The following is a 21316-nucleotide window of genomic DNA, read 5'->3' as shown; positions in this document are numbered from 1 at the left end:
AAGTGCCCGTGGCGATGATTTTAAAAACTTCCGATCAGGGCACTAATGCCGGCCGCCGCCATGACCGCCGACGTGTCCACCGGAATGACCACCGGAATGACTGCCGGAAGGGCCGCCGACATGGCCGCCGGCAGGGCCACCGACATGGCCGCCGGCAGGGCCACCGATATGACCGCCGGCAGGGCCACCGACATGACCGCCGGCAGGGCCAATAGCGTGAGCGGCAGCAAAACCTGCGATATGGCCGACGACATTTCCAGAGCCATGACTAACAAAATGATCGTTGTCATGATCGTTGGCGTGATCGAAATCATGGTCGCCGTCGCGGTCGAAATCGTGATCGCCGTCATGATCGAAGTCGCGATGGTGGATATCGTCGAAATCGCCGAACTCGTCGTCGCCGAAAAACCCCCCGCCAAACAGGTAGCCGGGCGAGCCGTAGGCGGGATATTCATATCCCGAATTATATCCGGCATAGTATCCGGGATAGGTCGCGCAGCCGGAAAGGCTGAGACCGGCAACGCCGAGCCCGAGCGGTATGAGCAGTTTCCAGAGATGGCGTGCGGGTGTGCGAATGTTCGTCATGGTCATCGCTCCTCCGGCGCGTTTTCTGCGTAAAAACCGCCGGAAAGCTGGGTATCAGTAGCAGGCGTTACCGCGCATGGTATAGGACTGCACTATTTTGTCCTTCAGCGTGAACGTCACGACGCAGGTGTCGGTATAGGCTCGTGCCGGGAAGCCGCCGCCGAAGGCGGGACCAAAGAAGGCATCATCGTCATCGTCGGCATCGAAGATCGGGCCCATGCCGAAGCCGTATGAGCCGGATGTATAGTGGAAATGCTGGTGGACATAGGCGAAATAGGTGACGCCCGCGACTCTGATGCGCCGGTTCGGCACGCCGAGTTGCTTCACCAGAATTGATTCAGGCCGTCCGACATAGGCCGACATCCGTTCCGACAGGCTTGGTCCCGTAGCGCAGCCGGCCAGCACCAGGGCCGCCAGGGGCATTGTTCTCAATATCGTGCGCATGATCTGTTCCCCAAAACAGGGTTCGTTTTCCCTCATGAGGATCGACGCCCCGCCGCGCGGCATATTCCGCGCGCTCCGGCATTCTTCGCGTAACGAAAAGTCACGCGCAGAATGATCGTTGCGGCGGAATGAATCCCGCCCTGGCGCGTCTTTCGACTAGCGGTTCGGATGCTTCCTGCTCGCCTGTGGCATGTCGAGAGGCCCAGTCGCAGCGATTCTTGGTCGAAACGTCGGGGACGAAAATGAAGCGGCACTATACCAATGCGGCTGTTGTTCTGGCTTTGCTGGCCGGCGTGCTATTGCCCTGCCCGAGTAGGGCCGCATCTCCTACGATCTATCCTCTCGACCAGCGATTCGCGACGATCGAGTTTCGCACCGGCGGAATTGGGACGGTCGGCACCCATGGCTATTTTACCCGGTTCAGTGGCCATCTGGGCCTGGATCCTGGCTCACTGGAAAAGAGCACCATTACGGTTGCGGTGGACGACAGCGCCATCGACATGGGCTGGGCGGAAGGCGCGACGCTGCTGCGCTCCAAGGCTTTTTTCGATGCGGTGCAATTCCCGATCATTGTCTTTCGGAGCACGTCCGTCGTGCCCCGATCCGCGGGCCGCTTCGCGATCCACGGCATTCTGACGATCCGCGGCATCGACCACGCGGAGACGTTCGACGCCGTGCTGACCAGGCACGCTCATCAATCGCCGGCGGGAGGCATCGTCGAGGATTTCGTCGCAACCGGTCAGGTAAGCCGGTCCGACTTTGGCATGACCGCCGACCGGACGCTGATTCCCGACGTCATATCGCTGATCATCCATGTCAGACTCCGCCTGGCAGCGCCGCCCGCTTCCTGAGCAGGCGCCGTGCCATGCGAAGCGTCAGGTCATCGCGGCCTTGACCCGATTGGGCCGGAACGGTGTCTGGCGCAGCCTCACCCCGGTTGCGTCGTAAACCGCGTTGCTGATCACCGCGGCGGTCGGGCAGGTCGAGGGTTCGCCCGCGCCGTAGGACGGGTATTCTGGACTGTTGTTGACCAGCACGATATCGATCCTGTCCGGCACCTCCTCGAACCGCAGGATCGGATAGCCGATCCAGTCGAGGCTGGTGACACGGGAATGATCGAATGTGACTTCTTCGTGCAGGGTGCGGCTGATCGACTGGATCACATTGCCCTCGATCTGGTTTTTCAGCCCGTCCGGGTTGACCACCAGGCCGCAATCGTGCGCGACCACCGCCCGCGTCACCCTGATCGCACCGCTCGTCGGGTCGACCGTGACATCGACGATGGTGGCCACCCGCACGTCGTCGCGGTTAGCCCAGGCGATGCCGCGCCCGTGCAGCGGCGCATTGCCGTCGCCGGATGCGGGCTTGCCGCGCGGCGGACGGGCCTGCCAGCCATAGGCTTTGGCGGCGGCTTGCAGCACATCGACCGCTCGCTTGTCGGTCAGGTGCTTGAGCCGGAGCGCCAGCGGGTCCTGGCCCGAGGCGGCGGCCAGCTCGTCGATGAAGGCTTCCATCGCGAAGGTGGTCTCGAACTGGGCCGGCGAGCGCAGCCAGGCGGTCAGCAGCCCGACCCGCCCCTCGCCATGCGAGGTCACGTCGGCATTGGAGAAATGATAGGCATAGGTGATGGCGGGAGAGCCGCGCCCGACGCTGCCGACGATGCGCGGCTTGCCGATCAGCTCGGCCGCGATCAGCTCGGTATCGGACGTGGTCGGAATCCACATATGATGCCGCCAGGCGGTGACGTTGCCGTGGGCGTCGACCGCACCGGCCAGATCCTGCACGATCGGCGGCCCTTTCGGCTCCCAGCCGTTTTCGTCCCAGCGCATCCATTGCACGCGCACCGGCTTGCCCACCGCCTGCGACATCAGGGCGGCATCCGCATTGACGTGGTCGAACCCGTTGCGGCCATAGGCCCCGGAGCCTTCGAACCAGTTCAGCTCGATCCGGTCGGCGGGAATTCCGAGCAGCTTGGCCATGTCGTGCCGCGCTTCGTGCGGCATCTGGGTGGAGGACCAGAACGTGGCGCGATCCTTGCCGACCTCGGCGATCGCGCAGGACGGGCCGATCGAGGCGTGCATCTGAAACGGCGTGCGGTAGGTTGCTTTCAGCACCTTGGCGGCGCCGTGCAGCGCGGTGTCGACCGAGCCGGTTTTGGCGACCGTGGTGTCGGTGCCGGCGGTCTCGCGCACGGTGTGCCAGATCGCGTCCATCGCCGGCAGACCTTGCCAGTCCGACCATTTGACCGGCCCTGCCGCCGGGCCTTTTGCGTGCAGAACCGAGCCCAGTTTCTCCGCCGCTTGAATGGCACCCCATTCGGTTTCGGCGACCACGCCCAGGAAATTGTCGCGCCGCACCAGTCGGACGAAGCCGGGAATGTCCTTGAGCCCGCCGTCATCGACGCTGATCAGCGTCGATCGCACGCCATAGGGCCGCACCACCCGCCCGTGCAGCATGCCCGGTACCTTGACGTCCTGGATATAGGTGTAGGCCCCGGTGATCTTGGCCGGGATATCCTTGCGCATCACCGATTTGCCGACCACCGTGTAGGTCGCGGGGTTCTTGACGCGGGCATTCGGCGCGACCTTCATGCCGAAACCCTTGCCGGCCGCGCCGATCGTCATGTCCAGCCGCTTGCCGTCGACCAGCCTGCCGTAGCTGATCGCGCGATGGGCGTCCCCTTGCACCGAAATCCTGCCATCCTTCGCGACCAGCCGGTCCGCCTTGACCTTGAAATGCGCGGCGGCGAGGTCGAGCAGCGCCTGCCGCCCGGCGGCGGCGGCGTGGCGGATCTGCGGCCCGGCGTAGCGGATCGTCATGCTGCCATAGGTCGGGCCCTGGTTCACCGTCAGCGACGTGGTGCCCATGACCACGCCCATCCGGTCGATCGGAAAATCGAGTTCCTCCGCGGCGATCTGGGCGAGGGCGGTTTCGGCCCCGGTGCCGACCTCGACCTTGCCGGTGAACAGTGTCGCGGTGTCGTCGGGGTGCACCGCGAGCCAGGCGTAGAGCTTGGCGGCATCCGGCGGCACACCGTCCGGGGTCGGCGGCAGCGCCGCTGCCGCTTCGCCCGGCGCGAACAGGCTGAAGGCGATGACGAGGCCGCTCGACGCCTTGAGCACCGAGCGGCGGCTCAGCGTGGGGGAGATGCTGTTCATCACTGTGCCTCCTGTGTCGCGCCATGGCCGGCTACGCGCTCGACCGCGCGGATGATGCGCATATGGGTGCCGCAGCGGCACAGATTCCCGTTCAGCGCCTGCTTGATCTGGTCGCGGTCCGGCTTCGGATGCTGGTCGAGAAACGCCTGCGCGGTCATGATCATGCCGTTGATGCAATAGCCGCATTGCGCCGCCTGCTCGTCGATGAAAGCCTGCTGCAGAGCGTTCGGCTTGCCGTCCTTGGCCAGCCCCTCCAGCGTGGTGATCTTCTGCCCCTTCGCGGCCGCCAGCGGCGTCACGCAGGAATGGATTGCGGCACCGCCCAGAATCACCGTGCAGGCGCCGCATTCCGACAGGCCGCAGCCGAATTTTGGGCCGTGCAGGCCGAGATTGTCGCGCAGCGCGTAGAGCAGCATGCTATCCGGCTCGGCCTCGACCGTGCGATCCTTGCCGTTGATATTGAGAATGATCTTCTGAGGCATTCCGAGCTCCTGTTTCAAGCCGGTCAGAACGTACCGATAGCCGAGCTTACGAGCGACCATCGGCCTCGTGAAGGGCGCCATCGTGCATACCACCCGGTTGGTGCTTCGAACCCGTGACGCTATATCGATCGAGCATGGCCAGTAAGTTCATTTCGTCATGATCCCGGCCGTACGCCTGCCGGACGGCACGATGGTTCCCGCATTGGGCCAGGGCACCTGGTATATGGGCGAGGCCCGCGCGAGCGAGGCGGACGAAGCGGCGGCATTGCGCGAGGGGATCGAGCGCGGCCTGACCCTGATCGACACCGCCGAAATGTACGGCGAGGGCGGCGCCGAGCGCGTGGTCGCACGGGCGATCGCCGGGCAGCGCGGGCGCGTGTTCGTGGTCAGCAAGGTCTACCCGCACAACGCCTCGGCTTCCGGCGTGGCGAAGGCCTGCGCGGCCAGCCTGAAACGCCTCGGTACCGACCGGATCGACCTCTATTTGCTGCATTGGCGCGGGCGCTACCCTCTGACCGAAACGGCGACGGCGTTCGAGCGGCTGCGCGAGGCCGGGCATATCCGCTTCTGGGGCGTCTCCAATTTCGATACGGATGACATGGCCGAGCTGGCCGCCCTGCCGGCCGGCGGTATCTGCGCGACCGATCAGGTGCTGTATCATCCCGATGCGCGCGGCATCGAATTCGACCTGCTGCCCTGGTGCCGCGCCCGCGGAATGCCGATCATGGCCTATTCGCCGCTCGGCCAGGGCGGCAAGCTGCTGCGCTCGCCCGCGCTCGCCGCGGTCGCACGCCGGCACGATGCGACGCCGGCGCAAATCGCCATCGCCTGGAGCCTGCGCGACGGCGCCACGGTCTCGATTCCCAAGGCGGCTTCCCCCGAGCATGTGCGGCAGAACGCGGCGGCGGCATCCATCCGACTCAGCGCCGAGGATCTCGCGGAAATCGACGCGGTCCACAAACCGCCCCGGCGCAAGCAGCCCTTTGCGATGATCTAACAGTCCATTCCGAATCGTGTCGGCAACGAGCGAGATGTCTGAAAAGCAGCATGATGGAAGCGGCGTAGAGGAACGCCTCGGCGGCCACTCCGGGTTATCCAGCCCGCCTGCATGGCCAGGAGATGACCTTGTTTCGAACAAGCTGAGATGTCATCAAGTACGATCACCATCAAGTTCGGTATCATGCAGCACCCGCCACCACGGCGCGACGCGCACGAACGCGAGCGGCAACCATGTAGAGCGTGGTGACGTGGGTGAGATGGATTCAGCGAGCTGATTCTATTCAGCTTCATTATACTTGGTTTCGTAAAATGCGTTTACGGTTCCATCGAGTAACCACTGGTATCTGAGGCAAAATTTGGTTTGCCGAAGCTTATTGAATATGTCTTCATACACAATCGTACCCCACACGTACAAAGATTGTTGGTTTCCATTTTTGATGTCTTCCACGGAGATGTCATCAACAAATTCGGAAACGATAGCATTCATGACGAAATGTCCTTGAGAACCCAAATCGCCGCGTCCGGAAGTCGGAATACCGGGAGGGAAATTGAAGTCGTCAGGCAAAGGTGTCGGCAATATAGCGGCCACTGCTTGGTATGTGACCTTACGAGCGGGAGTTTGGCCCGTATTGACCATCATGGGCTTCGCTTCAAACCGCAGGTTTTCCCCTTTTTCCCGATTCTTTTCTTGGAATATGGCGCCGCCGTTAATAACCGTAAGGTAGGCGCGCAATTGCCTTTCGGCGGTATTTTCCAAAGTAGATGCCACCATAGTCATGGCAGCAGCAGATTTTTCCATTCCATCAGCAGCCCGTGCTGCCTCCTTAATGGAGTTCGACATATCCGTGGATTGAGCGGCAGAAACCTGATCCATTTTCAAAATGGTTTCCTTAAGCCTTTGCGCTTGCTTGCCAAAGACAATCAACTGAAGAAAAAAAATGACGGTACTAAGGCCCGTAAATATGAAAGCCCCCCATTCGGTCGCCGCATCGCGGAACTCCTTATTGGCGTGCCGCTCGGTTTCCTTCTCAGTCTCCACGGGTGGGAGAGTTCGCACGATAAGCGGCCGGCTTACCGTTCCGCGTTGACCGGTTTTGGGTTGTTCATTTGCGCGGTATGTTTGCTTTTGTGGTGGGCTATGGTTCTGCCCACTACCCGGGGGGTGTAGTAACTGTGCCCGTGCCTGACAACCGAAACCTGTCGCGACCGCTAAACCCAATCCTCCACACGTAAGGTATGTGCGCCAATTGCTCGCATGATGGCGAATAGGAACCATGCTGGAAATGCCCCCCCCGGTTGATCTTAACCGTTACCGATCCCTCGGTTTCAGGCAATCCTATTTCAGAGAGGCGGCGAGCTAATTCTGCGTAGCCGACATCGGCCCATTTCTTCTGAGCGTCAGACATCGTTAGGCTCCATACACAAAAGAACGAAAACTATCATATTTGTTCGTTTTATGTTGGCGAGCCCAAATGAGATGGCATACATATTAGTTGGCTTAGCAACAGATATGAACGATGTCCCAGAATTTTCTCCTTTCCGCCCGTGCCCGTAGCTTCTCACTGGCAATGGTTATGCGCATGAGCGACAAGGAAGCCGAGACGACATTCTGCCGCATCCGCTGGGCCGCTACCGCCGGCAAGCCGGTCTGCCCGCATTGCGAGTGCCCGACCGTCTATGAGTGCCGCCGGCCTTCCGGCGCACTCCGATCAAGTTCGGCTTCGGTGACGATGACCATTACCCGGCTGTCGGGGGCGAGGTCCAGCGCGCGCGCGGCGACACCCGCCAGGCCCGCCGCGCCCGAAGGCGTGGTCGCCGGGCCGCCATGGTCGCGCAGCAGGCGCGGCGCTTCGGCCAGGGCGTCTTCCGAAACGGTCACGACGCGGGCGCCGTGCTTGCGCAGAACTTCCAGGGCAGGGGCGCTGGCCGTGCCGCAGGAGAGCATTTCGGCACTGGTCTCCAGCCTGCCCGGCACCTGCACGATATGGCCGGCGGCGAGCGCCGCGGCGACGCACGGCGCCTGTTCCGGCTCGACGACGATGACGCCGGCCGGCGCCGCCAGCCAATCCCTGAGCCCGTCCGCCAATGCGGCGGCGAGACCGCCCACGCCCGCCTGCACGAACAGATGGGTCGGACGCCGATGGCCGGCAGCCCCGACCTGACGGCGGAGTTCGGCGGCGATCACGCCATAGCCGGCCATCACGTCGTTCACCACCGGATCGGTCAGATCGCCCGCGACATCGGCCACCAGAATGTTGTCCCCACGCCGCGCCGCCTCGGCCGCCGCGTCCACCGCGTCGTCATAGGTGCCGGCAATCCACACGATTTCGGCACCCTGCGCTTCGATCCGGCGCGCCCGGAGCGCAGGAACGCCGCCATGCAGGAAAATCCGCGCCTTCGCGCCCGCGAATCGCGCGGCCGAGGCGACCGCGAGGCCGTGATTGCCGTCGCTGGCGCAGACCAGGGCCGGCAGACCGGCCGGGCGATTGCCCGGATCGAGAAGCCCCGCGACATCCCGCCCCGCCGCGCGGGCAAGCGCCCGCAGCCCGGCATAGGTGCCGCCGAGCGATTTGAAGCTGCCCAGCCGGCGCCGCCCTTCATCCTTGGCGAGTAGCTGCGCGACGCCGAGCCGCGCGGCGAGCGCGGGCAGGTCGTGCAGCGGCGTTGCCGCGTAATCCGGCGAAAGGCGGAGCAGTTCCGCCGCGATGTCGTCCGCATTCTGCGGAGAAAGAAAATCTATGTTCATGGCGGATAGTGTGCCCGATGCGCCGGATGGATGGCGCCGAATTCATGCTATTCTGCGCCGGTTTTCCGCTCATATCCGGTTTGCAATGCCTAAATCCGTCACTCTCGATCGCTTCGACCGCGCCCTGCTGGAGCAGGTGCAGAAAGACAACCAGCCCCCAGCCCGCATCCTCGCTGAGCGGGTCGGATTGTCGGAAAGTGCCGTGCTGCGCCGCCTGCGCCGGCTCCGGCGCGAGGGCGTGATCGCCGCCGATATTTCGGTCGTGCATCCCGCGGTGCTCGGCCTGCCGCTCACCATCCATGTGCTCGTCTCGCTGGAACGGGAGGGATCGGCGGAACTCGACGCCTTCGTCCGCAAGCTGCGCATCCGGCCCGAAATCCGGCAGGCCTGGTACGTCACCGGCGAGACCGATTTCATTCTCCTGCTCCGGCTGACGGACATGGCGGCATATGAAGCCTTCGCTCGCGAGGTGTTCCACGACGATCCGAATGTCCGGGCGTTCCGCACTCTCATCGCGATGCGCGAAATCATCGGCCCGGCCGACGCGAAACCGTACCCGCTCGCCGATCGCTGATCTGGGTTCGGCTACAGCGTCGCGAAACCGGCGCGCTCGACCTCGCTGCCTTTGTGGCGGAGATGGGTTTTCAGGATCATCGCGAGCATCGGGCCGTCGCGCCGTTCGAGTGCGTTCAGCATCGCCGCGTGTTCCTGAAGCGCCGATCGCCAATGCGGCTCGGTCATCGGCGCGACATACCGGGCGCGCCGGATGCGGGCGCTGACGCTCTCATAGATGCCGATCAGCACGGCATTGCCCGAGGCGCGCATGATCGCCTCGTGAATCGCGCGGTTGCAGGCGTAATAAGCCCGCATGTCGCGCGCCGTGTAATGCGCTTCCATCTCGGCGTGCCGGGCGGCGATGAACGCCAATTCGGCGTCGGTGATGCGCTGGCAGGCAAGCTCGCCGCCGGCTGATTCGAGCGCGGCGGAGACCTCGAACAGGTCGCGGACATCGGCGAGGGTGAGTTTCGCCGCGCGGGCGCCGCGATTGGGCAGAAGCACGACATGGCCTTCGGCGGCCAGAACCTTCAGCGCTTCGCGCAGCGGGGTGCGGGAGATATCCAGCGTCTGGCACAGCTCGCGCTCCGGGATGCGCGCGCCGGGCGCGATCCGCCCCTCGATCAATTGGTCACGGATTCGGGCGACGACCTCGTCATGCAGCATCCTCGCTGTTTACCCGCTTGCCGTTCGGCGCGGAATAGCAAAATTGCATTCAAAATTGGTTATCTGTGGTAGTTTCGCTTGACATGTCCGCTCATTCAGGCAGTTTTGCATTCATAATTGAGGAAAGCCGCATATGAAAAAAGCCGGATCGCGGCCAATGCCATCAAACTCCGGGCCGCTCGCCGGGCTGAAAGTGGTCGATCTTTCGCACGTCATGGCCGGGCCGGTCTGCGGCATGATGCTGGCGGATATGGGTGCCGAGGTCGTCAAGGTCGAAAAACTGCCGGGCGGCGACGATACGCGGCGCTCGGTGCCGCCTTCGGTCGCGGGCGAATCGGCCGCTTTCATGATGATGAACCGGAACAAGCGCGGCATCGCGCTGAATCTGAAATCGCCCCAGGGCCGCGATGCGCTGCTCAGGCTGCTCGACCGCAGCGACGTGCTGATCGAAAACTACCGCAAGGGCGCGCTCGACCGCATGGGGTTCGGGTTCGACGCACTGCACGCGCGCAATCGCGGACTGATCTATTGCAGCATTTCCGGTTTCGGCCGCACCGGCCCCTATGCGGATCGCGGCGGGTTCGACCTGATCGCCCAGGGCATGAGCGGGGTGATGAGCGTAACCGGCGAAACGCCGGGCCGCGCGCCGGTGAAGGTCGGGCCGCCGATCACCGATATCAGCGCCGGAATCATCGCGGCGATGGGGATTCTCGCGGCGCTCAATCACCGGCATGTCAGCGGCCGGGGCCAGATGGTCGATACCTCGCTGTTCGAAGCCGGTATCACCTATATGTACTGGCATGCGGCGATCAGCTTCGCGACCGGCACGGCACCAGGTCCGCTCGGTTCGGGACATCCGCTGATGGCGCCGTATCAGGCGTTTCGCACTCAGGACGACCCGATCACCGTCGGCGCCGCGAACGAGGGCAACTGGAAGCGGCTGCTGGCGGTCCTGCACGCCGACGATCTCGCAACCGACCCGCGCTTTGCCGACAATGCCGGCCGCATGGCGCATCTGCCGGAGCTGGCGGCACGGCTGGAGACGTTATTCCGGCAAAAACCCGCCGCGGCCTGGCTCGCGGAGCTCGATGCCGCCGGCGTGCCGGCCGGCCCGGTGCTGACGGTGCAGCAGGTGGCGCAGGATGCGCAGGCCAAGGCGCGCGATATGATCGTCGAGACCGATCATGCGGTTGCCGGGCGCACCCGCGCGCTCGGCCTGCCGGTGAAGTTTTCGGCAACGCCGGGCAGCGTGCGGCACCCCGCGCCGGTCTATGGCGAACATACCGGCGAGGTTCTGAACGAACTCGGTTTTTCGGATGCCGAGATCGCGGCGATGATCGCGGCGGGTGCCGCGCATCAGGCGGGACCGAAGGACCGGCGGGAGGCCGCCGAATGAGCGCGGCGACGGAGCAGGACGATGATCTGCTTTACGAGGTGCGCGGGCGGATCGGCTATGTCACCTTCAACCGCCCGGCCGCGCGCAACGCGCTGACCTTCGCAATGTACGAGCGGCTCGCCGCGATCTGTACCCACCTGAATGAAAGCGACGATATCCGGGCGCTGGTCCTGGCCGGCGCCGGCGACAAGGCGTTTGCCGCGGGCACCGACATCAACCAGTTCCGCGCCTTCAAAACCCCCGAGGACGCGATCGCCTACGAGCAGCGCATCGATGACGTGCTGAAAGCGCTCGAAGCGTGCCGGGTGCCGACGATCGCGGCGATCAGCGGCGCCTGCACCGGGGGAGGTGCGGCGATCGCTTCAGTGTGCGATCTGCGCATCGCGAGCGCGGATGCGCGGTTCGGCTTTCCGATCGCGCGCACGCTCGGCAATTGCCTGTCGATCGCGAATTACGCGCGGCTCGCGGCGCTGATCGGCCCGGCGCGCGTGAAGGATCTGATTTTCACCGCGCGCCTGATCGGCGCCGAGGAAGCTGGCCGGATCGGGCTCGTATCCGAAGTCCTGGAAAACCGGGAAAAGCTGCTCGAACGCGCAGCGGCCTTGGCCGAAACCGTCGCCGGCCACGCACCGCTGACATTGCGCGTCACCAAGGAAGCACTGGACCGGATCGGCCGTCTGTCGCGCATCGCGGCGGAGGATCTCATTCTGACCTGCTACATGAGCGAGGATTTTCGCGAAGGGATGGACGCGTTCCTGACCAAGCGACAGCCGGACTGGCGAGGCAGGTAACATCGTCGCAGCCCGTCCGGTCGACTGAACAAAAGAATAAAAGAACAATGGGAGTGAAACATGAATATCGCCCGTTTCCTGTTCAATAAGATGATGCCGGTCTGGCTCGTCGTCTGCGGCATTCTCGGCTATCTTGCACCGCATCTCTTCATCAGGCTGGCACCCTACACGATCTACGATCTGGCGGGCGTCATTCTGCTGATGAGCCTGACGCTGAGCGTGGAGTCGATCAAGCCGGTCTTCACCAGGCCGAAAACCCTGATCGCCGGTTTTCTGATCAAATGGATCACCGTGCCGCTGGCGGCGATCGTCGCTGCACACCTGGTCTATAGCAGCCAGCCGCAGCTCGCCGCCGGCACCATCCTGGACGGGGCGACGCCGGCGGGCGTCACCTCCAACCTGTTCACCTTTCTCTCGCATGGCGCGGTGCCTTTGGCGATCAGCCTGACCTTCATCCACACGCTGCTGTCGCCTTTGCTGACGCCCGCCTTCACCGCGGCCTTCGCGCATAAATACGTCCATGTCAGCTTTTTCGCATTGTTCCACCAGATGCTGGTAATCGTGCTGCTGCCGCTGATCGTGGGAATCGGCGCACGCGCCACGCTGGGGGCGCGGCGAATCCAGGCCGTGCAGCCGGTGCTGCCGATGCTTTCGGCGATCTTGCTCTATATCCTGGCGCTCGGCCTGGTCGCGGCAGCGGCTCCGGCGATCGCGAAGAATCTGTCCTGGATTCCGATCATCGCCGTCACGACCTCGATCATCTGCATGGTCAATCTCGCGGTGGCCTATGCGCTGGCGAAATTTCTGCGCATCGACGAAGCGCATTCCCGCGCGATCATGTTCGATGTCGGAATCTACAATTCCGGCCTCGGCGCGGTGCTGGCCAACATCAATTTCGGACCCTTCGCGGCATTGCCCTGTCTGATGAACGCGCTGCTGAACATGATCATCGGTTCGATTCTCGCGAGCTATCTCGGCGGCAAGCCGGTCGATGACGAATTCGCCAATGATGGACTTTCGATGAAACCGGCATCGCAGCAATTCGGCGCGGAGTAGATCACGAATGAACGAAGCCCCCGCAACCCTGCATACCGGACGGCATTTCCTGCAAATCCCCGGTCCCACCAACGTCCCGGACCGGGTTTTGCGGGCGATCGACATGCCGACGATCGACCATCGCGGCCCGGAATTCGCGCGGCTCGGCCTTGCGGTGATCGACGGGTGCAAGCGGGTGTTTCAGACCGCTCAACCGGTGGTGATCTATCCATCATCGGGAACCGGCGCATGGGAAGCGGCGATCCTCAACACGCTGTCGCCGGGCGACAGAGTGCTGATGGCGGAAACCGGTCATTTCGCCACGCTATGGCGCAAGATGGCGGAAAAACTGAAACTCGGTGTCGAGTTTCAGCCGGGAGATTGGCGCCACGGCGCCGACCCCGCCACGATCGGCGCAAGACTTGCCGACGATCGGGGGCACGCGATCAAGGCGGTCATGGTCGTTCATAACGAAACGTCAACTGGAGTAACCAGCCGGATTCCCGAAATCAGGCGTGCGATCGATCAGGCGAACCACCCGGCGCTGTTTCTGGTCGATACGATTTCCTCGCTGGGCTCGATCGACTACCGGCACGACGAATGGGGCGTCGATGTCACGGTCGCCGGCTCGCAGAAGGGGTTGATGCTGCCGCCGGGGCTCGGATTCAACGCGGTGTCCGACAAGGCGCTGGCGGCATCGCGCGCCAATGCCAGTCCGCGATCTTATTGGGACTGGCAGGAAATCATCGCGGCGAACCGAACCGGCTACTGGCCCTATACGCCGGCCACGAATCTGCTGTACGGCCTGCGCGAGGCGCTCGCCATGCTGGAAGAGGAAGGGCTGGCTAACGTATTTGCCCGGCACGACCGTCACGCGGCGGCGACGCGGGCGGCGGTGCGCGCCTGGGGCATGGACATTCTCTGCGCGGATCCTCGGGAATATTCGAGCGCGCTGACCGCCGTGATGATGCCGCAAGGATACGACGCCGACCATTACCGCGGCGTCGTGCTCGACCGATTCGACATGTCGCTGGGAACCGGCCTTGCCAAACTCAAAGGAACGGTCTTTCGGATCGGCCATCTCGGCCACTTCAACGATCTGACATTGATGGGCACGCTGGCCGGGGTCGAAATGGGGTTCGATGCCGCCGGTGTGCCGTACACGCCGGGCGGAGTGATCGCCGCGATGAATAGCCTCACCGGCCGGGCGGAAAATCTGTAGCCACAAACACCGAAGATGGGAGGAAACGCAATGTCCGGTTCACTAACGACCACGCAGGCGACCACGGCGACCCCCAGGATAAAATCGATCCAGCGCACCGCCCTGACCATGCTGGTGATTTCCGGTTGCGTGAACTACATCGACCGGGCGACGCTGGCGGTCGCCAATCCGCTGATCCGCAAGGATCTCGGCTTGTCGATCGCCGATATGGGCTATCTGCTTTCGGCGTTTCTGTGGTCCTACGCCTTCGCGCAATTGCCGATGGGCGCGATGGTGGACAAGTTCCGCCCGCGCCGGCTGCTCGCGATCGGCCTCGCTCTATGGTCGCTTGCCCAGGTGGTCAGTGGGCTCGTCCTGAATTTCGGCGAGTTCTATGTGGCGCGCATCGCGCTCGGCATCGGCGAGGCGCCGCAATTTCCCTCGGCAAGCCGGGTCACCCGCGACTGGTTCAATCCGCGCGATCGCGGCTTGTCCTCAGGGATTTGGAACACGGCGGGACCGTTGGGCACCGCGATCGGGGTGCCGATTTTGACCGCACTGATGCTGAGTTTCGGCTGGCGCTGGATGTTCATCCTGATGGGAATCGTCGGCCTGCTCCTCGCGGCGATCTGGTTCACGATCTACCGCAACCCGCGCGACATTCAACTAACGCCCGAAGAGATCGCCTACCGCACCGAGGGCGACCCACCCAACCAGCGCACCCACATGACCTTCCGCGAATGGCGGATGCTGTTCCGCTTCCGCACCACCTGGGGCATGATTCTGGGCTTCTTCGGCTGCATCTACATGACCTGGATCTATTTCGCCTGGCTGCCGGGATATTTCGAAATCCAGCGGCACATGAGCGTGGAATATACCGGCATCGCCGCGGCGATTCCGTTCCTCTGGGGCGTTATCGGGTCGCTGTGCGGCGGTTACCTCGCCGATGTCCTGGTCCGTCGCGGCCTCACCGCGGTCAACAGCCGGAAATATCCCGCGGGCCTCGCCTTGATCGGCACGGCGGGGTTCACCGTGGCGGCCGCCTACGTCACCAGCAACAATCTCGCGATCGCTTTCATCTCGGCGGCGATCTTCCTGCTCTATATCACGAGCACCTGCTCATGGGCGCTGAGTTCGGTGGCGGTTCCGCAGAATCTCACCGCCTCGGTCGGTGCGATGCAGAATTTCGGCGGCTATCTCGGCGGCGCGCTGGCGCCGACGGTGACAGGGCTGATCGTCCAGGGCACCAAATCCTTCGTGCTCGCTTTGGTGGTCGGCGCCGTGGTCTGCATCGTCTCCGCCGCGTCCTATATTTTCATCGTCAAGGACACGATCACCACCGCCGATATCGACCGCCTCGGCCAGCCACCCGCTCATGGATAGGCTCGATGTTCGAACGGCGCGGACCCTGGCGACCGCCGCGATCGAGACGGCTCATGCCGAATACCGGCAGCGGCCGATCTGCGTTGCGGTCTGCGACGCCGATGGAACTCTCATCGCTTTCCTGCGTGCCGACGGCGCGCCGCTGCGCAGCATCGATATCGCCCAGGGCAAAGCCTATAGCGCCGCGCGCATGGGTGTGAGCACGGCGGCGTTTCTGGAGCGCATCCATCGCGAACACATCCAGCCCGGATATTTCTGCGATGCGCGCCTCACCGCTCTCCCCGGCGGCAATGTCATCAGGAATGCCAACGGAAACATCATCGGCGCCATCGGCATCAGCGGGCTCACGTCCAGGGAAGATCAGGCGATCGCCGATAGGCTCGCAGAAGCCATGACCACCGGATCTATTCGGGCGGACTGACGAAATCGAGCCCGTGCTCGGGCCGCCAGCCCAGCGCCTTCCGTGCGGCCGAGGCATCGCCGACCGCGCGGGGAATATCCACCGGGCGCAGCCGCGCGGGATCGACCTCGACGCGGATCGGCACCGAGGCGCGGGCGATCATCCCGGCCAGAATGTCACCGATCCGGCGCGGCGTCCCGGAAGCGAGATTGAACACCGAGCCGTTCGGCAAGTCGTCGAACCGCGCGAGGCCGAGCGCATAGGCGCGCACCACATCGGCCACGTGAAGGAAGTCGCGCTCCGGCTCCAGATTGCCGACCCGCACCACCGGTTCCTGCTCGCCCTGCTCGATGCGCCGGATCTGTGCTGCGAAAGCCGGGATCACGAAGGCTTCCGACTGCCCCGGCCCGGTATGGTTGAACGGCCGGAACCGGATCACCCGCAATCCCTGCTCCGCCGCCATCGCGCCGAGCGCGAGATCGGCCGCCGCCTTGCTCGCCGCATAGATGTTCTGCGGCGCGAGCGGCGCCGTCTCGTCGAGCGCCGCGCCCGCGCGGAAACTCGCGCCATAGCATTCGGCGCTGCTCACATAGATCAGCCGGCATTCCGGCACATCATCGAGAATCGCCCGCGCGAGGTTGAGCGTGCCGCCGAGATTGACCGCGAAGGTGCGGTCGGGGTCGCGCCGCGCGTCCGGCACGGCGGCGACTCCCGCCAGATGCACGCAGCCATCCGGCCTGAACGATGCAACCGCCTGCGCCACCGCCGCGCGATCGGCGACGTCGAATCGGTCGGCGCATAACGCGGCCTCGGGAAACCGCGCTTCCAGCTCCGCCGTGAGATATTGCCCGACGAAGCCGTCCGCCCCGGTGACCAGAATGCGCGCGGGCGACGCCATTAACGGCGCGCCTTCAGCCGCGCGATATCCGCCTCTACCATCTCGGCGGCAAGCTGTTCGAGCGTCACTTCCGCCTGCCAGCCCAGCGCCTCGCGCGCCTTGGATGGATCGCCCAGCAGCATCTCGACCTCGGCCGGGCGAAGCAGTGCCGCATCGGTGCGCACATGGTCCGCCGCACGCAGCCCGGCGGCCCCGAACGCCAGGTCGCAGAATTCGCGCACGCTCGCGGTCCGCCCGGTCGCGATCACGTAGTCGTCCGGCTGGTCCTGTTGCAACATCAGCCACATCGCGCGCACATAGTCGCGCGCATGGCCCCAGTCGCGCTTCGCGTCCAGATTGCCGAGGGTCAGATGATCGGTCAGCCCCAGCACGATCCGCGCGACGCCGTGGGTGATCCTGCGGGTGACGAATTCGATGCCGCGCAGCGGGCTTTCATGGTTGAACAATATGCCGGAGGAGGCGTGCATCCCGAAGCTCTCGCGGTAATTCACCGTCATCCAATGGGCGTAGAGCTTCGCCGCGGCATAGGGGCTGCGCGGATAGAACGGCGTCGTCTCCGATTGCGGGGTTGCCTGCACCTTGCCGTACATCTCGGACGACGACGCCTGATAGAACCGCGCGTCCGGCCGCGCGATCCGCACCGCCTCCAGCATGGTCACCGCCCCAAGGCCGGTCACCAGCCCGGTCAGCGCCGGCTGCTGCCACGATGTCGCGACGAAACTCTGCGCCGCGAGATGATACACCTCATCCGGCTCATGGGTCTGCACGATGCGGATCAGGCTGCCCAGATCGGTCAGGTTGCCTTCGACCAGGGTGATCCTGTCGAGCACGCCGAGCCAGCGCAGCCGCTCGCCGATCACGTCCGACGAGGCCGAGCGGCGCATCACGCCCACCACCCGATACCCCTGGTTCAGCAGGAATTCGCTGAGATACGCGCCGTCCTGCCCGGTCACGCCGGTAATCAACGCCGTCCGCATGAGCCTTTTGCCCCCTGTTGCCGATACCGCGCCCATGCTTCCGACATCTCGTGCGGTTTCACAAGGTTTCTGGCCGCGCGCGACGCCCCGGCGACGACGGTTTCGCTGCCGAGCAGCAGGCTGCCGGTTGCGTGCCATCGAGAGAGATCTGGCGCGAGACACAAAAAACCCCGGCCGATCCGGCCGGGGTTTTGCCTTGAAACGGAATATCCGGCCCGAAAAACGGTTAGTCGGCGGCGAGCGCCATATGCTTGCGGGCGATCTCGCCGCTGACATAGGATTCGACCGCCGCGCCGATCGCGTCCGCGTGATGCGCGAACACGTGGTCGGCGCCCGCAAAAATCCGGTAATCGACCGAAACGCCCTTCTGGGTGTTGAGCTTGTCGACCAGCTTGCGCACCGAGGCTTCGGGCACCAGCTCGTCGGCGTCGCCATGGATCATCAGCCCGCCGCACGGGCAGGGGGCGAGAAAGCCGAAATCGTAATGCGCCGCCGGCGGCGCCACGCTGATCCAGCCGGAAACCTCGGGTCTGCGCATCAGCAATTGCATACCGACGAAGGCGCCGAAGGAATAGCCGGAAATCCACAGCCCGCCATGGCCGGGGTTGAGCGCCTGCATCCAGTCCAGCGCGGCGGCGGCGTCGTTGATCTCGCCCATGCCGCCGTCGTATTTGCCTTGGCTGCGCCCGACGCCGCGGAAATTGAACCGCATCACCGAAAAGCCGAGCCGCTGGAACACCTGATACATCGTATAGGTGACGCGGTTGTTCATCGTCCCGCCATGCAGCGGATGCGGGTGCAGCACCAGCGCAAGCGGCGCGCCGCGCTCCTTGGCATGGTGGTAGCGTCCTTCAAGTCGGCCATCCGGCCCGGCAAACATCACTTCAGGCATCGTCTTATTGAACTCTTTCTCACTCGCGACTGACGAAAATCGGCCAGGGCAACCACCCTGTCCCATGCTCCCGACATATCAGGATAGACAACGGCGGAAACGCCGGCCCGCGCCATCGACTCTCGTGGCGCATCCCCACCGGCCCGGCTTGCCGCCGATCATGTCCTCGATCACGGTTTCCTAGATCCCGTGCATCTCCGTGGCCGGTCTTTCGATTCGACATATAATCATCATCGACCCATTATTGACCGGCCTGGCCTGCATACCTACTCTCCTGTGATCCTATGCGTCTGGACCCGTATCGTTCGAACCAGTATCGTCAATCCGTCCAAAAAGGGCGCTGCCGAACCGCCATCGGGCGATCGATACGCCCGCCGCGCCCTCGGCGCGCAACTTTGTTCCGCTTCGCCGCCCTTGCCGGCCAACCAACGATAAGGTCACAAACTATACTGCATCGTCCTGAGTTTTCCTACGGAAATGTCGCATGACCCGCATGTTTTTGCGTGAGACCATCCAGACCTACCGCCAGCGCGACCCTGCCGCGCGTTCGGATATCGAGGTTCTGCTCTGCTATCCGGGGCTGCACGCGGTCATGTGGCACCGCCTGGCCCACGCGCTCTGGACCAGGCGGCTGCGCCTGCTCGGCCGCATGGTGTCGCATTTCAGCCGGATGGTGACGGGGATCGAGATCCATCCGGGGGCGGTGATCGGCCGGCGCTGCGTCATCGACCACGGCATGGGCGTGGTGATCGGCGAGACCGCCGAACTGGGCGACGATGTCTATCTGTATCATCAGGTCACCCTGGGCGGCACGTCGAGCGAAACCGGCAAGCGCCACCCCACGGTGGGCGACAACGTCATCATCGGCGCCGGCGCGAAGGTGCTGGGCGCGATCCGCATCGGCGACAACGCCCGGATCGGCGCCAATGCGGTGGTGGTGGCCGAGGTGCCGGCGAACACCACGGTGGTCGGCATCCCGGCGCGGCCGGTCGATCGCCCGATCGAGCGTGCGCCGGCCGGCCAGCGGCCGAAGGTGCGGTTCGACCCCTACGGCACGCCGTGCGACCCCTGCCTCGATCCGCTGCTGCACGAAATCGACACGCTGCGCTCTGAACTGACCGATCTGGAGGCACGGGTTGCCCGCGCGGAATCGCGCAAATCAGATAGAAGCGCGGAATCGCGCGAATCGAGCGCCGATGACGCCGTTCGCCGGGGCTGAGCCGCTCTATCTCGACGCCAACGCTACCGAGACGTTGCGCCCGGCGGCGCGCGCGGCGCTGATCGCCGCCCTCGATCGCGTCGGCAACCCGGCCTCGGTCCACGCCGAGGGCCGCGCGGCGCGGAGTCTGCTGGAAAAGTCGCGCGCGGCGATCGCTCGGCATTTCGGCGCAAGGCCCCAGGATGTGGTGTTCTGCTCCGGGGCGACCGAGGCCGATGCCATGGCGATCCATGGATTAGGCTCAAATCGCCCGATCCTGATCGGCGCCACCGAGCACGACGCGGTGCGCGCCGCCGCGCCCAATGCCACGACAATCCCGGTCAACGCCGACGGCACGATCGACCTCGCCACGCTCGACCGCCTGCTTGCTCGGCAAAACGGCGCCCTGGTCTGCCTGATGGCGGCGAACAACGAGACCGGAGTGATCCACCCGATCGCCGAGGCCGCGTCACTCTGCGCCGCCCATGGCGCGATCCTGCATGTCGATGCGGTGCAGGCGGCTTGCCGGCTCGATTACGACTACCTCGCGTTGGGCGCCGCAAGTGTGGCGATCTCGGCGCATAAGCTCGGCGGCCCGAAAGGCGCGGGTGCCCTGCTGGTCGCCCCCGCCCATGCCGATGCGCTGGCGCCGCTGATCCGGGGCGGCGGGCAGGAGCGGGGCCGGCGCGGCGGTACCCAGAATCTGCCGGCGATCGCCGGTTTCGCCGCCGCCCTGGACACGGCCCAGCTCGGCAATGTCGCCCGGCTCGCCGCCTTGCGCGACGCGATCGAGGCGGGCGCGCGGGAGGCGGGCGCCATCGCGGTCGGCGCCGACGCGCCGCGCCTGCCCAACACGACCTGTCTTGCCCTGCCGGGGCTTTCCGCCGAAACCCAGGTGATCGCGCTCGATCTCGACGGAATCTGCGTCTCCGCCGGCTCGGCCTGTTCCTCGGGCAAGGTCGCGCGCAGCCATGTCCTGGACGCGATGGGGCTCGGCGCGCTGGCCGGCTGCGCGATCCGGGTTTCCCTGCCCTGGAACGCGAGCGACACCGCCCCGGCGCGTTTTCTCGCCGCATATCGGCGCCTCGCCGCGCGCGCCTTGCGCAAGCGGGAGGGTTTCTCTACGTCGCCCGAAGCACGGGCGGTCGCAGAGCCCGCCATCATTTAAGGATTGTCGATGCCGAGCATGAGTTTCATCGAGCGCGATGGCACGCGCCGCACCGTGGATGCGCCGATCGGGCTGTCGGTGCTGGAGATCGCGCATAAGCACGGCATCGACATCGAAGGCGCCTGCGAAGGCTCGCTCGCCTGCTCGACCTGCCACGTCATCGTCGATCCCGACTGGTACGCGAGGCTCTCGCAAGCGTCCGAGGACGAGGAGGACATGCTCGACCTCGCTTTCGGCCTGGAAAAGACCTCGCGCCTCGGCTGTCAGATCGTGATGTCCCCGGCGCTCGACGGGCTGGTCGTGCGGCTGCCCGCCGGCGTGCGCAACGCCCAGTTCGGCTGA

At 64.7% G+C, this 21316-nt stretch carries 23 protein-coding genes and 1 pseudogene; 14 read left to right on the top strand and 10 right to left on the bottom strand.

What is annotated here, in order from left to right; all coding sequences use genetic code 11:
- Window positions 1-45: 45 nt before the first annotated feature.
- Entirely contained in the window at window positions 46-618 is a 573-nt protein-coding gene (locus L2A60_RS02900; protein WP_235702870.1) for a hypothetical protein, read from the top strand.
- Window positions 619-639: 21 nt separating this feature from the next.
- On the opposite strand, the gene L2A60_RS02895 is transcribed toward L2A60_RS02900, so the two are convergent.
- Entirely contained in the window at window positions 640-1092 is a 453-nt protein-coding gene (locus L2A60_RS02895; RefSeq protein ID WP_235702869.1) for a hypothetical protein, read from the bottom strand.
- 179 nt (window positions 1093-1271) lie between these two features.
- On the opposite strand from L2A60_RS02895, the gene L2A60_RS02890 reads away from it, so the two are divergent.
- On the top strand, window positions 1272-1880 hold the full coding sequence (locus L2A60_RS02890) for a YceI family protein (protein ID WP_235702868.1): 609 nt from the start codon (window positions 1272-1274) through the stop codon (window positions 1878-1880).
- 24 nt (window positions 1881-1904) lie between these two features.
- On the opposite strand, the gene L2A60_RS02885 is transcribed toward L2A60_RS02890, so the two are convergent.
- Both L2A60_RS02885 and L2A60_RS02880 read right to left on the bottom strand, forming a co-directional pair.
- On the bottom strand, window positions 1905-4187 hold the full coding sequence (locus L2A60_RS02885; protein ID WP_235702867.1) for a xanthine dehydrogenase family protein molybdopterin-binding subunit: 2283 nt from the start codon (window positions 4185-4187) through the stop codon (window positions 1905-1907).
- On the bottom strand, window positions 4187-4669 hold the full coding sequence (locus L2A60_RS02880) for a (2Fe-2S)-binding protein (protein ID WP_235702866.1): 483 nt from the start codon (window positions 4667-4669) through the stop codon (window positions 4187-4189). Before L2A60_RS02880 ends, L2A60_RS02885 begins: the two co-directional genes overlap by 1 nt.
- Window positions 4670-4826: 157 nt before the next feature.
- On the opposite strand from L2A60_RS02880, the gene L2A60_RS02875 reads away from it, so the two are divergent.
- Window positions 4827-5666 (top strand): aldo/keto reductase, encoded by an 840-nt coding sequence (locus tag L2A60_RS02875; RefSeq protein WP_235702865.1) that lies wholly within the window; start codon window positions 4827-4829, stop codon window positions 5664-5666.
- 279 nt (window positions 5667-5945) lie between these two features.
- Here the strand turns inward: L2A60_RS02875 and L2A60_RS02870 are convergent, their stop codons facing one another.
- Both L2A60_RS02870 and L2A60_RS20840 read right to left on the bottom strand, forming a co-directional pair.
- On the bottom strand, window positions 5946-6707 hold the full coding sequence (locus tag L2A60_RS02870; RefSeq protein WP_235702864.1) for a hypothetical protein: 762 nt from the start codon (window positions 6705-6707) through the stop codon (window positions 5946-5948).
- Window positions 6708-6819: 112 nt separating this feature from the next.
- Window positions 6820-7074, bottom strand: coding sequence for a DUF6471 domain-containing protein (locus L2A60_RS20840; protein WP_407932507.1), 255 nt, complete (start codon window positions 7072-7074; stop codon window positions 6820-6822).
- A 111-nt stretch (window positions 7075-7185) separates the two neighbouring features.
- Here L2A60_RS20840 and L2A60_RS02865 point away from each other — a divergent pair.
- Window positions 7186-7347 (top strand): annotated as a pseudogene (locus L2A60_RS02865) (transposase); the annotation flags it as partial.
- Here the strand turns inward: L2A60_RS02865 and L2A60_RS02860 are convergent.
- Window positions 7344-8414 carry a pyridoxal-phosphate dependent enzyme gene (locus tag L2A60_RS02860; protein WP_235702863.1) on the bottom strand — a complete coding sequence of 357 codons (1071 nt, stop codon included), beginning with the start codon at window positions 8412-8414 and terminating at the stop codon, window positions 7344-7346. The pseudogene L2A60_RS02865 and the gene L2A60_RS02860 overlap by 4 nt on opposite strands.
- A gap of 85 nt (window positions 8415-8499) precedes the next feature.
- Between L2A60_RS02860 and L2A60_RS02855 the strand changes: the two genes are divergently transcribed.
- Window positions 8500-8988 carry an Lrp/AsnC family transcriptional regulator gene (locus L2A60_RS02855; RefSeq protein WP_235702862.1) on the top strand — a complete coding sequence of 163 codons (489 nt, stop codon included), beginning with the start codon at window positions 8500-8502 and terminating at the stop codon, window positions 8986-8988.
- 11 nt (window positions 8989-8999) lie between these two features.
- On the opposite strand, the gene L2A60_RS02850 is transcribed toward L2A60_RS02855, so the two are convergent.
- Entirely contained in the window at window positions 9000-9635 is a 636-nt protein-coding gene (locus L2A60_RS02850; protein WP_235702861.1) for a GntR family transcriptional regulator, read from the bottom strand.
- A 157-nt stretch (window positions 9636-9792) separates the two neighbouring features.
- Between L2A60_RS02850 and L2A60_RS02845 the strand changes: the two genes are divergently transcribed.
- The 6 genes from L2A60_RS02845 to L2A60_RS02820 are packed head-to-tail and all read left to right on the top strand — an operon-like array spanning window position 9793 to window position 15862.
- Window positions 9793-11031 carry a CaiB/BaiF CoA transferase family protein gene (locus tag L2A60_RS02845; protein ID WP_235702860.1) on the top strand — a complete coding sequence of 413 codons (1239 nt, stop codon included), beginning with the start codon at window positions 9793-9795 and terminating at the stop codon, window positions 11029-11031.
- The gene (locus L2A60_RS02840; protein ID WP_235702859.1) at window positions 11028-11822 is read left to right on the top strand and encodes an enoyl-CoA hydratase/isomerase family protein; all 795 of its coding nucleotides are present in this window, start codon (window positions 11028-11030) and stop codon (window positions 11820-11822) included. The genes L2A60_RS02845 and L2A60_RS02840 overlap by 4 nt, the downstream gene beginning before the upstream one ends.
- A gap of 60 nt (window positions 11823-11882) precedes the next feature.
- Window positions 11883-12878: a bile acid:sodium symporter family protein gene (locus tag L2A60_RS02835; RefSeq protein WP_235702858.1), complete on the top strand. Its 996-nt coding sequence runs from the start codon at window positions 11883-11885 to the stop codon at window positions 12876-12878.
- Window positions 12879-12885: 7 nt separating this feature from the next.
- Complete coding sequence (locus L2A60_RS02830) at window positions 12886-14079, top strand: pyridoxal-phosphate-dependent aminotransferase family protein (RefSeq protein ID WP_235702857.1); 1194 nt, start codon at window positions 12886-12888, stop codon at window positions 14077-14079.
- 30 nt (window positions 14080-14109) lie between these two features.
- Window positions 14110-15441, top strand: coding sequence for an MFS transporter (locus L2A60_RS02825; protein WP_235702856.1), 1332 nt, complete (start codon window positions 14110-14112; stop codon window positions 15439-15441).
- The gene (locus tag L2A60_RS02820; RefSeq protein ID WP_235702855.1) at window positions 15434-15862 is read left to right on the top strand and encodes a GlcG/HbpS family heme-binding protein; all 429 of its coding nucleotides are present in this window, start codon (window positions 15434-15436) and stop codon (window positions 15860-15862) included. Before L2A60_RS02825 ends, L2A60_RS02820 begins: the two co-directional genes overlap by 8 nt.
- Here L2A60_RS02820 and L2A60_RS02815 read toward each other — a convergent pair.
- The 3 genes from L2A60_RS02815 to L2A60_RS02805 all read right to left on the bottom strand — a co-directional run bounded on the left by L2A60_RS02815 (window position 15846) and on the right by L2A60_RS02805 (window position 18608).
- Entirely contained in the window at window positions 15846-16739 is an 894-nt protein-coding gene (locus L2A60_RS02815) for a GDP-mannose 4,6-dehydratase (RefSeq protein WP_235702854.1), read from the bottom strand. The two genes, L2A60_RS02820 and L2A60_RS02815, sit on opposite strands and share 17 nt — an antisense overlap.
- On the bottom strand, window positions 16739-17716 hold the full coding sequence (gene gmd / locus L2A60_RS02810) for a GDP-mannose 4,6-dehydratase (RefSeq protein WP_235702853.1): 978 nt from the start codon (window positions 17714-17716) through the stop codon (window positions 16739-16741). The genes L2A60_RS02815 and gmd overlap by 1 nt, the downstream gene beginning before the upstream one ends.
- A 226-nt stretch (window positions 17717-17942) precedes the next feature.
- Window positions 17943-18608, bottom strand: a complete 666-nt coding sequence (locus L2A60_RS02805) for an alpha/beta hydrolase (RefSeq protein ID WP_235702852.1) — start codon at window positions 18606-18608, stop codon at window positions 17943-17945.
- Between the two features lie 484 nt (window positions 18609-19092).
- Here L2A60_RS02805 and cysE point away from each other — a divergent pair, with 484 nt between their 5' ends.
- From cysE to L2A60_RS02790, 3 genes are read left to right on the top strand one after another with little or no spacing between them, the layout of a single operon-like run.
- Complete coding sequence (cysE, locus tag L2A60_RS02800) at window positions 19093-19827, top strand: serine O-acetyltransferase (protein WP_235702851.1); 735 nt, start codon at window positions 19093-19095, stop codon at window positions 19825-19827.
- Window positions 19805-20974 (top strand): cysteine desulfurase family protein, encoded by a 1170-nt coding sequence (locus tag L2A60_RS02795; RefSeq protein ID WP_235702850.1) that lies wholly within the window; start codon window positions 19805-19807, stop codon window positions 20972-20974. Before cysE ends, L2A60_RS02795 begins: the two co-directional genes overlap by 23 nt.
- Before the next feature lie 9 nt (window positions 20975-20983).
- Window positions 20984-21316: a ferredoxin family 2Fe-2S iron-sulfur cluster binding protein gene (locus L2A60_RS02790; RefSeq protein ID WP_235702849.1), complete on the top strand. Its 333-nt coding sequence runs from the start codon at window positions 20984-20986 to the stop codon at window positions 21314-21316.

The organism is Acidiphilium iwatense (assembly GCF_021556475.1).
Lineage (GTDB): Bacteria > Pseudomonadota > Alphaproteobacteria > Acetobacterales > Acetobacteraceae > Acidiphilium > Acidiphilium iwatense.
Note: the sequence above shows the minus strand (reverse complement) of the source record. Positions and strands in the feature narration are given on the sequence as shown.

Excerpts from the sequence above, each read along its gene's own strand:
- L2A60_RS02900 (WP_235702870.1), top strand. The coding sequence starts at position 46 with ATGCCGGCCGCCGCCATGACCGCCGACGTGTCCACCGGAATGACCACC.
- L2A60_RS02895 (WP_235702869.1), bottom strand. The coding sequence starts at position 1,092 with ATGCCGCGCGGCGGGGCGTCGATCCTCATGAGGGAAAACGAACCCTGT.
- L2A60_RS02890 (WP_235702868.1), top strand. The coding sequence starts at position 1,272 with ATGAAGCGGCACTATACCAATGCGGCTGTTGTTCTGGCTTTGCTGGCC.
- L2A60_RS02885 (WP_235702867.1), bottom strand. The coding sequence starts at position 4,187 with ATGAACAGCATCTCCCCCACGCTGAGCCGCCGCTCGGTGCTCAAGGCG.
- L2A60_RS02880 (WP_235702866.1), bottom strand. The coding sequence starts at position 4,669 with ATGCCTCAGAAGATCATTCTCAATATCAACGGCAAGGATCGCACGGTC.
- L2A60_RS02875 (WP_235702865.1), top strand. The coding sequence starts at position 4,827 with ATGATCCCGGCCGTACGCCTGCCGGACGGCACGATGGTTCCCGCATTG.
- L2A60_RS20840 (WP_407932507.1), bottom strand. The coding sequence starts at position 7,074 with ATGTCTGACGCTCAGAAGAAATGGGCCGATGTCGGCTACGCAGAATTA.
- L2A60_RS02860 (WP_235702863.1), bottom strand. The coding sequence starts at position 8,414 with ATGAACATAGATTTTCTTTCTCCGCAGAATGCGGACGACATCGCGGCG.
- L2A60_RS02855 (WP_235702862.1), top strand. The coding sequence starts at position 8,500 with ATGCCTAAATCCGTCACTCTCGATCGCTTCGACCGCGCCCTGCTGGAG.
- L2A60_RS02850 (WP_235702861.1), bottom strand. The coding sequence starts at position 9,635 with ATGCTGCATGACGAGGTCGTCGCCCGAATCCGTGACCAATTGATCGAG.
- L2A60_RS02845 (WP_235702860.1), top strand. The coding sequence starts at position 9,793 with ATGCCATCAAACTCCGGGCCGCTCGCCGGGCTGAAAGTGGTCGATCTT.
- L2A60_RS02840 (WP_235702859.1), top strand. The coding sequence starts at position 11,028 with ATGAGCGCGGCGACGGAGCAGGACGATGATCTGCTTTACGAGGTGCGC.
- L2A60_RS02835 (WP_235702858.1), top strand. The coding sequence starts at position 11,883 with ATGAATATCGCCCGTTTCCTGTTCAATAAGATGATGCCGGTCTGGCTC.
- L2A60_RS02830 (WP_235702857.1), top strand. The coding sequence starts at position 12,886 with ATGAACGAAGCCCCCGCAACCCTGCATACCGGACGGCATTTCCTGCAA.
- L2A60_RS02825 (WP_235702856.1), top strand. The coding sequence starts at position 14,110 with ATGTCCGGTTCACTAACGACCACGCAGGCGACCACGGCGACCCCCAGG.
- L2A60_RS02820 (WP_235702855.1), top strand. The coding sequence starts at position 15,434 with ATGGATAGGCTCGATGTTCGAACGGCGCGGACCCTGGCGACCGCCGCG.
- L2A60_RS02815 (WP_235702854.1), bottom strand. The coding sequence starts at position 16,739 with ATGGCGTCGCCCGCGCGCATTCTGGTCACCGGGGCGGACGGCTTCGTC.
- gmd (WP_235702853.1), bottom strand. The coding sequence starts at position 17,716 with ATGCGGACGGCGTTGATTACCGGCGTGACCGGGCAGGACGGCGCGTAT.
- L2A60_RS02805 (WP_235702852.1), bottom strand. The coding sequence starts at position 18,608 with ATGCCTGAAGTGATGTTTGCCGGGCCGGATGGCCGACTTGAAGGACGC.
- cysE (WP_235702851.1), top strand. The coding sequence starts at position 19,093 with ATGACCCGCATGTTTTTGCGTGAGACCATCCAGACCTACCGCCAGCGC.
- L2A60_RS02795 (WP_235702850.1), top strand. The coding sequence starts at position 19,805 with ATGACGCCGTTCGCCGGGGCTGAGCCGCTCTATCTCGACGCCAACGCT.
- L2A60_RS02790 (WP_235702849.1), top strand. The coding sequence starts at position 20,984 with ATGCCGAGCATGAGTTTCATCGAGCGCGATGGCACGCGCCGCACCGTG.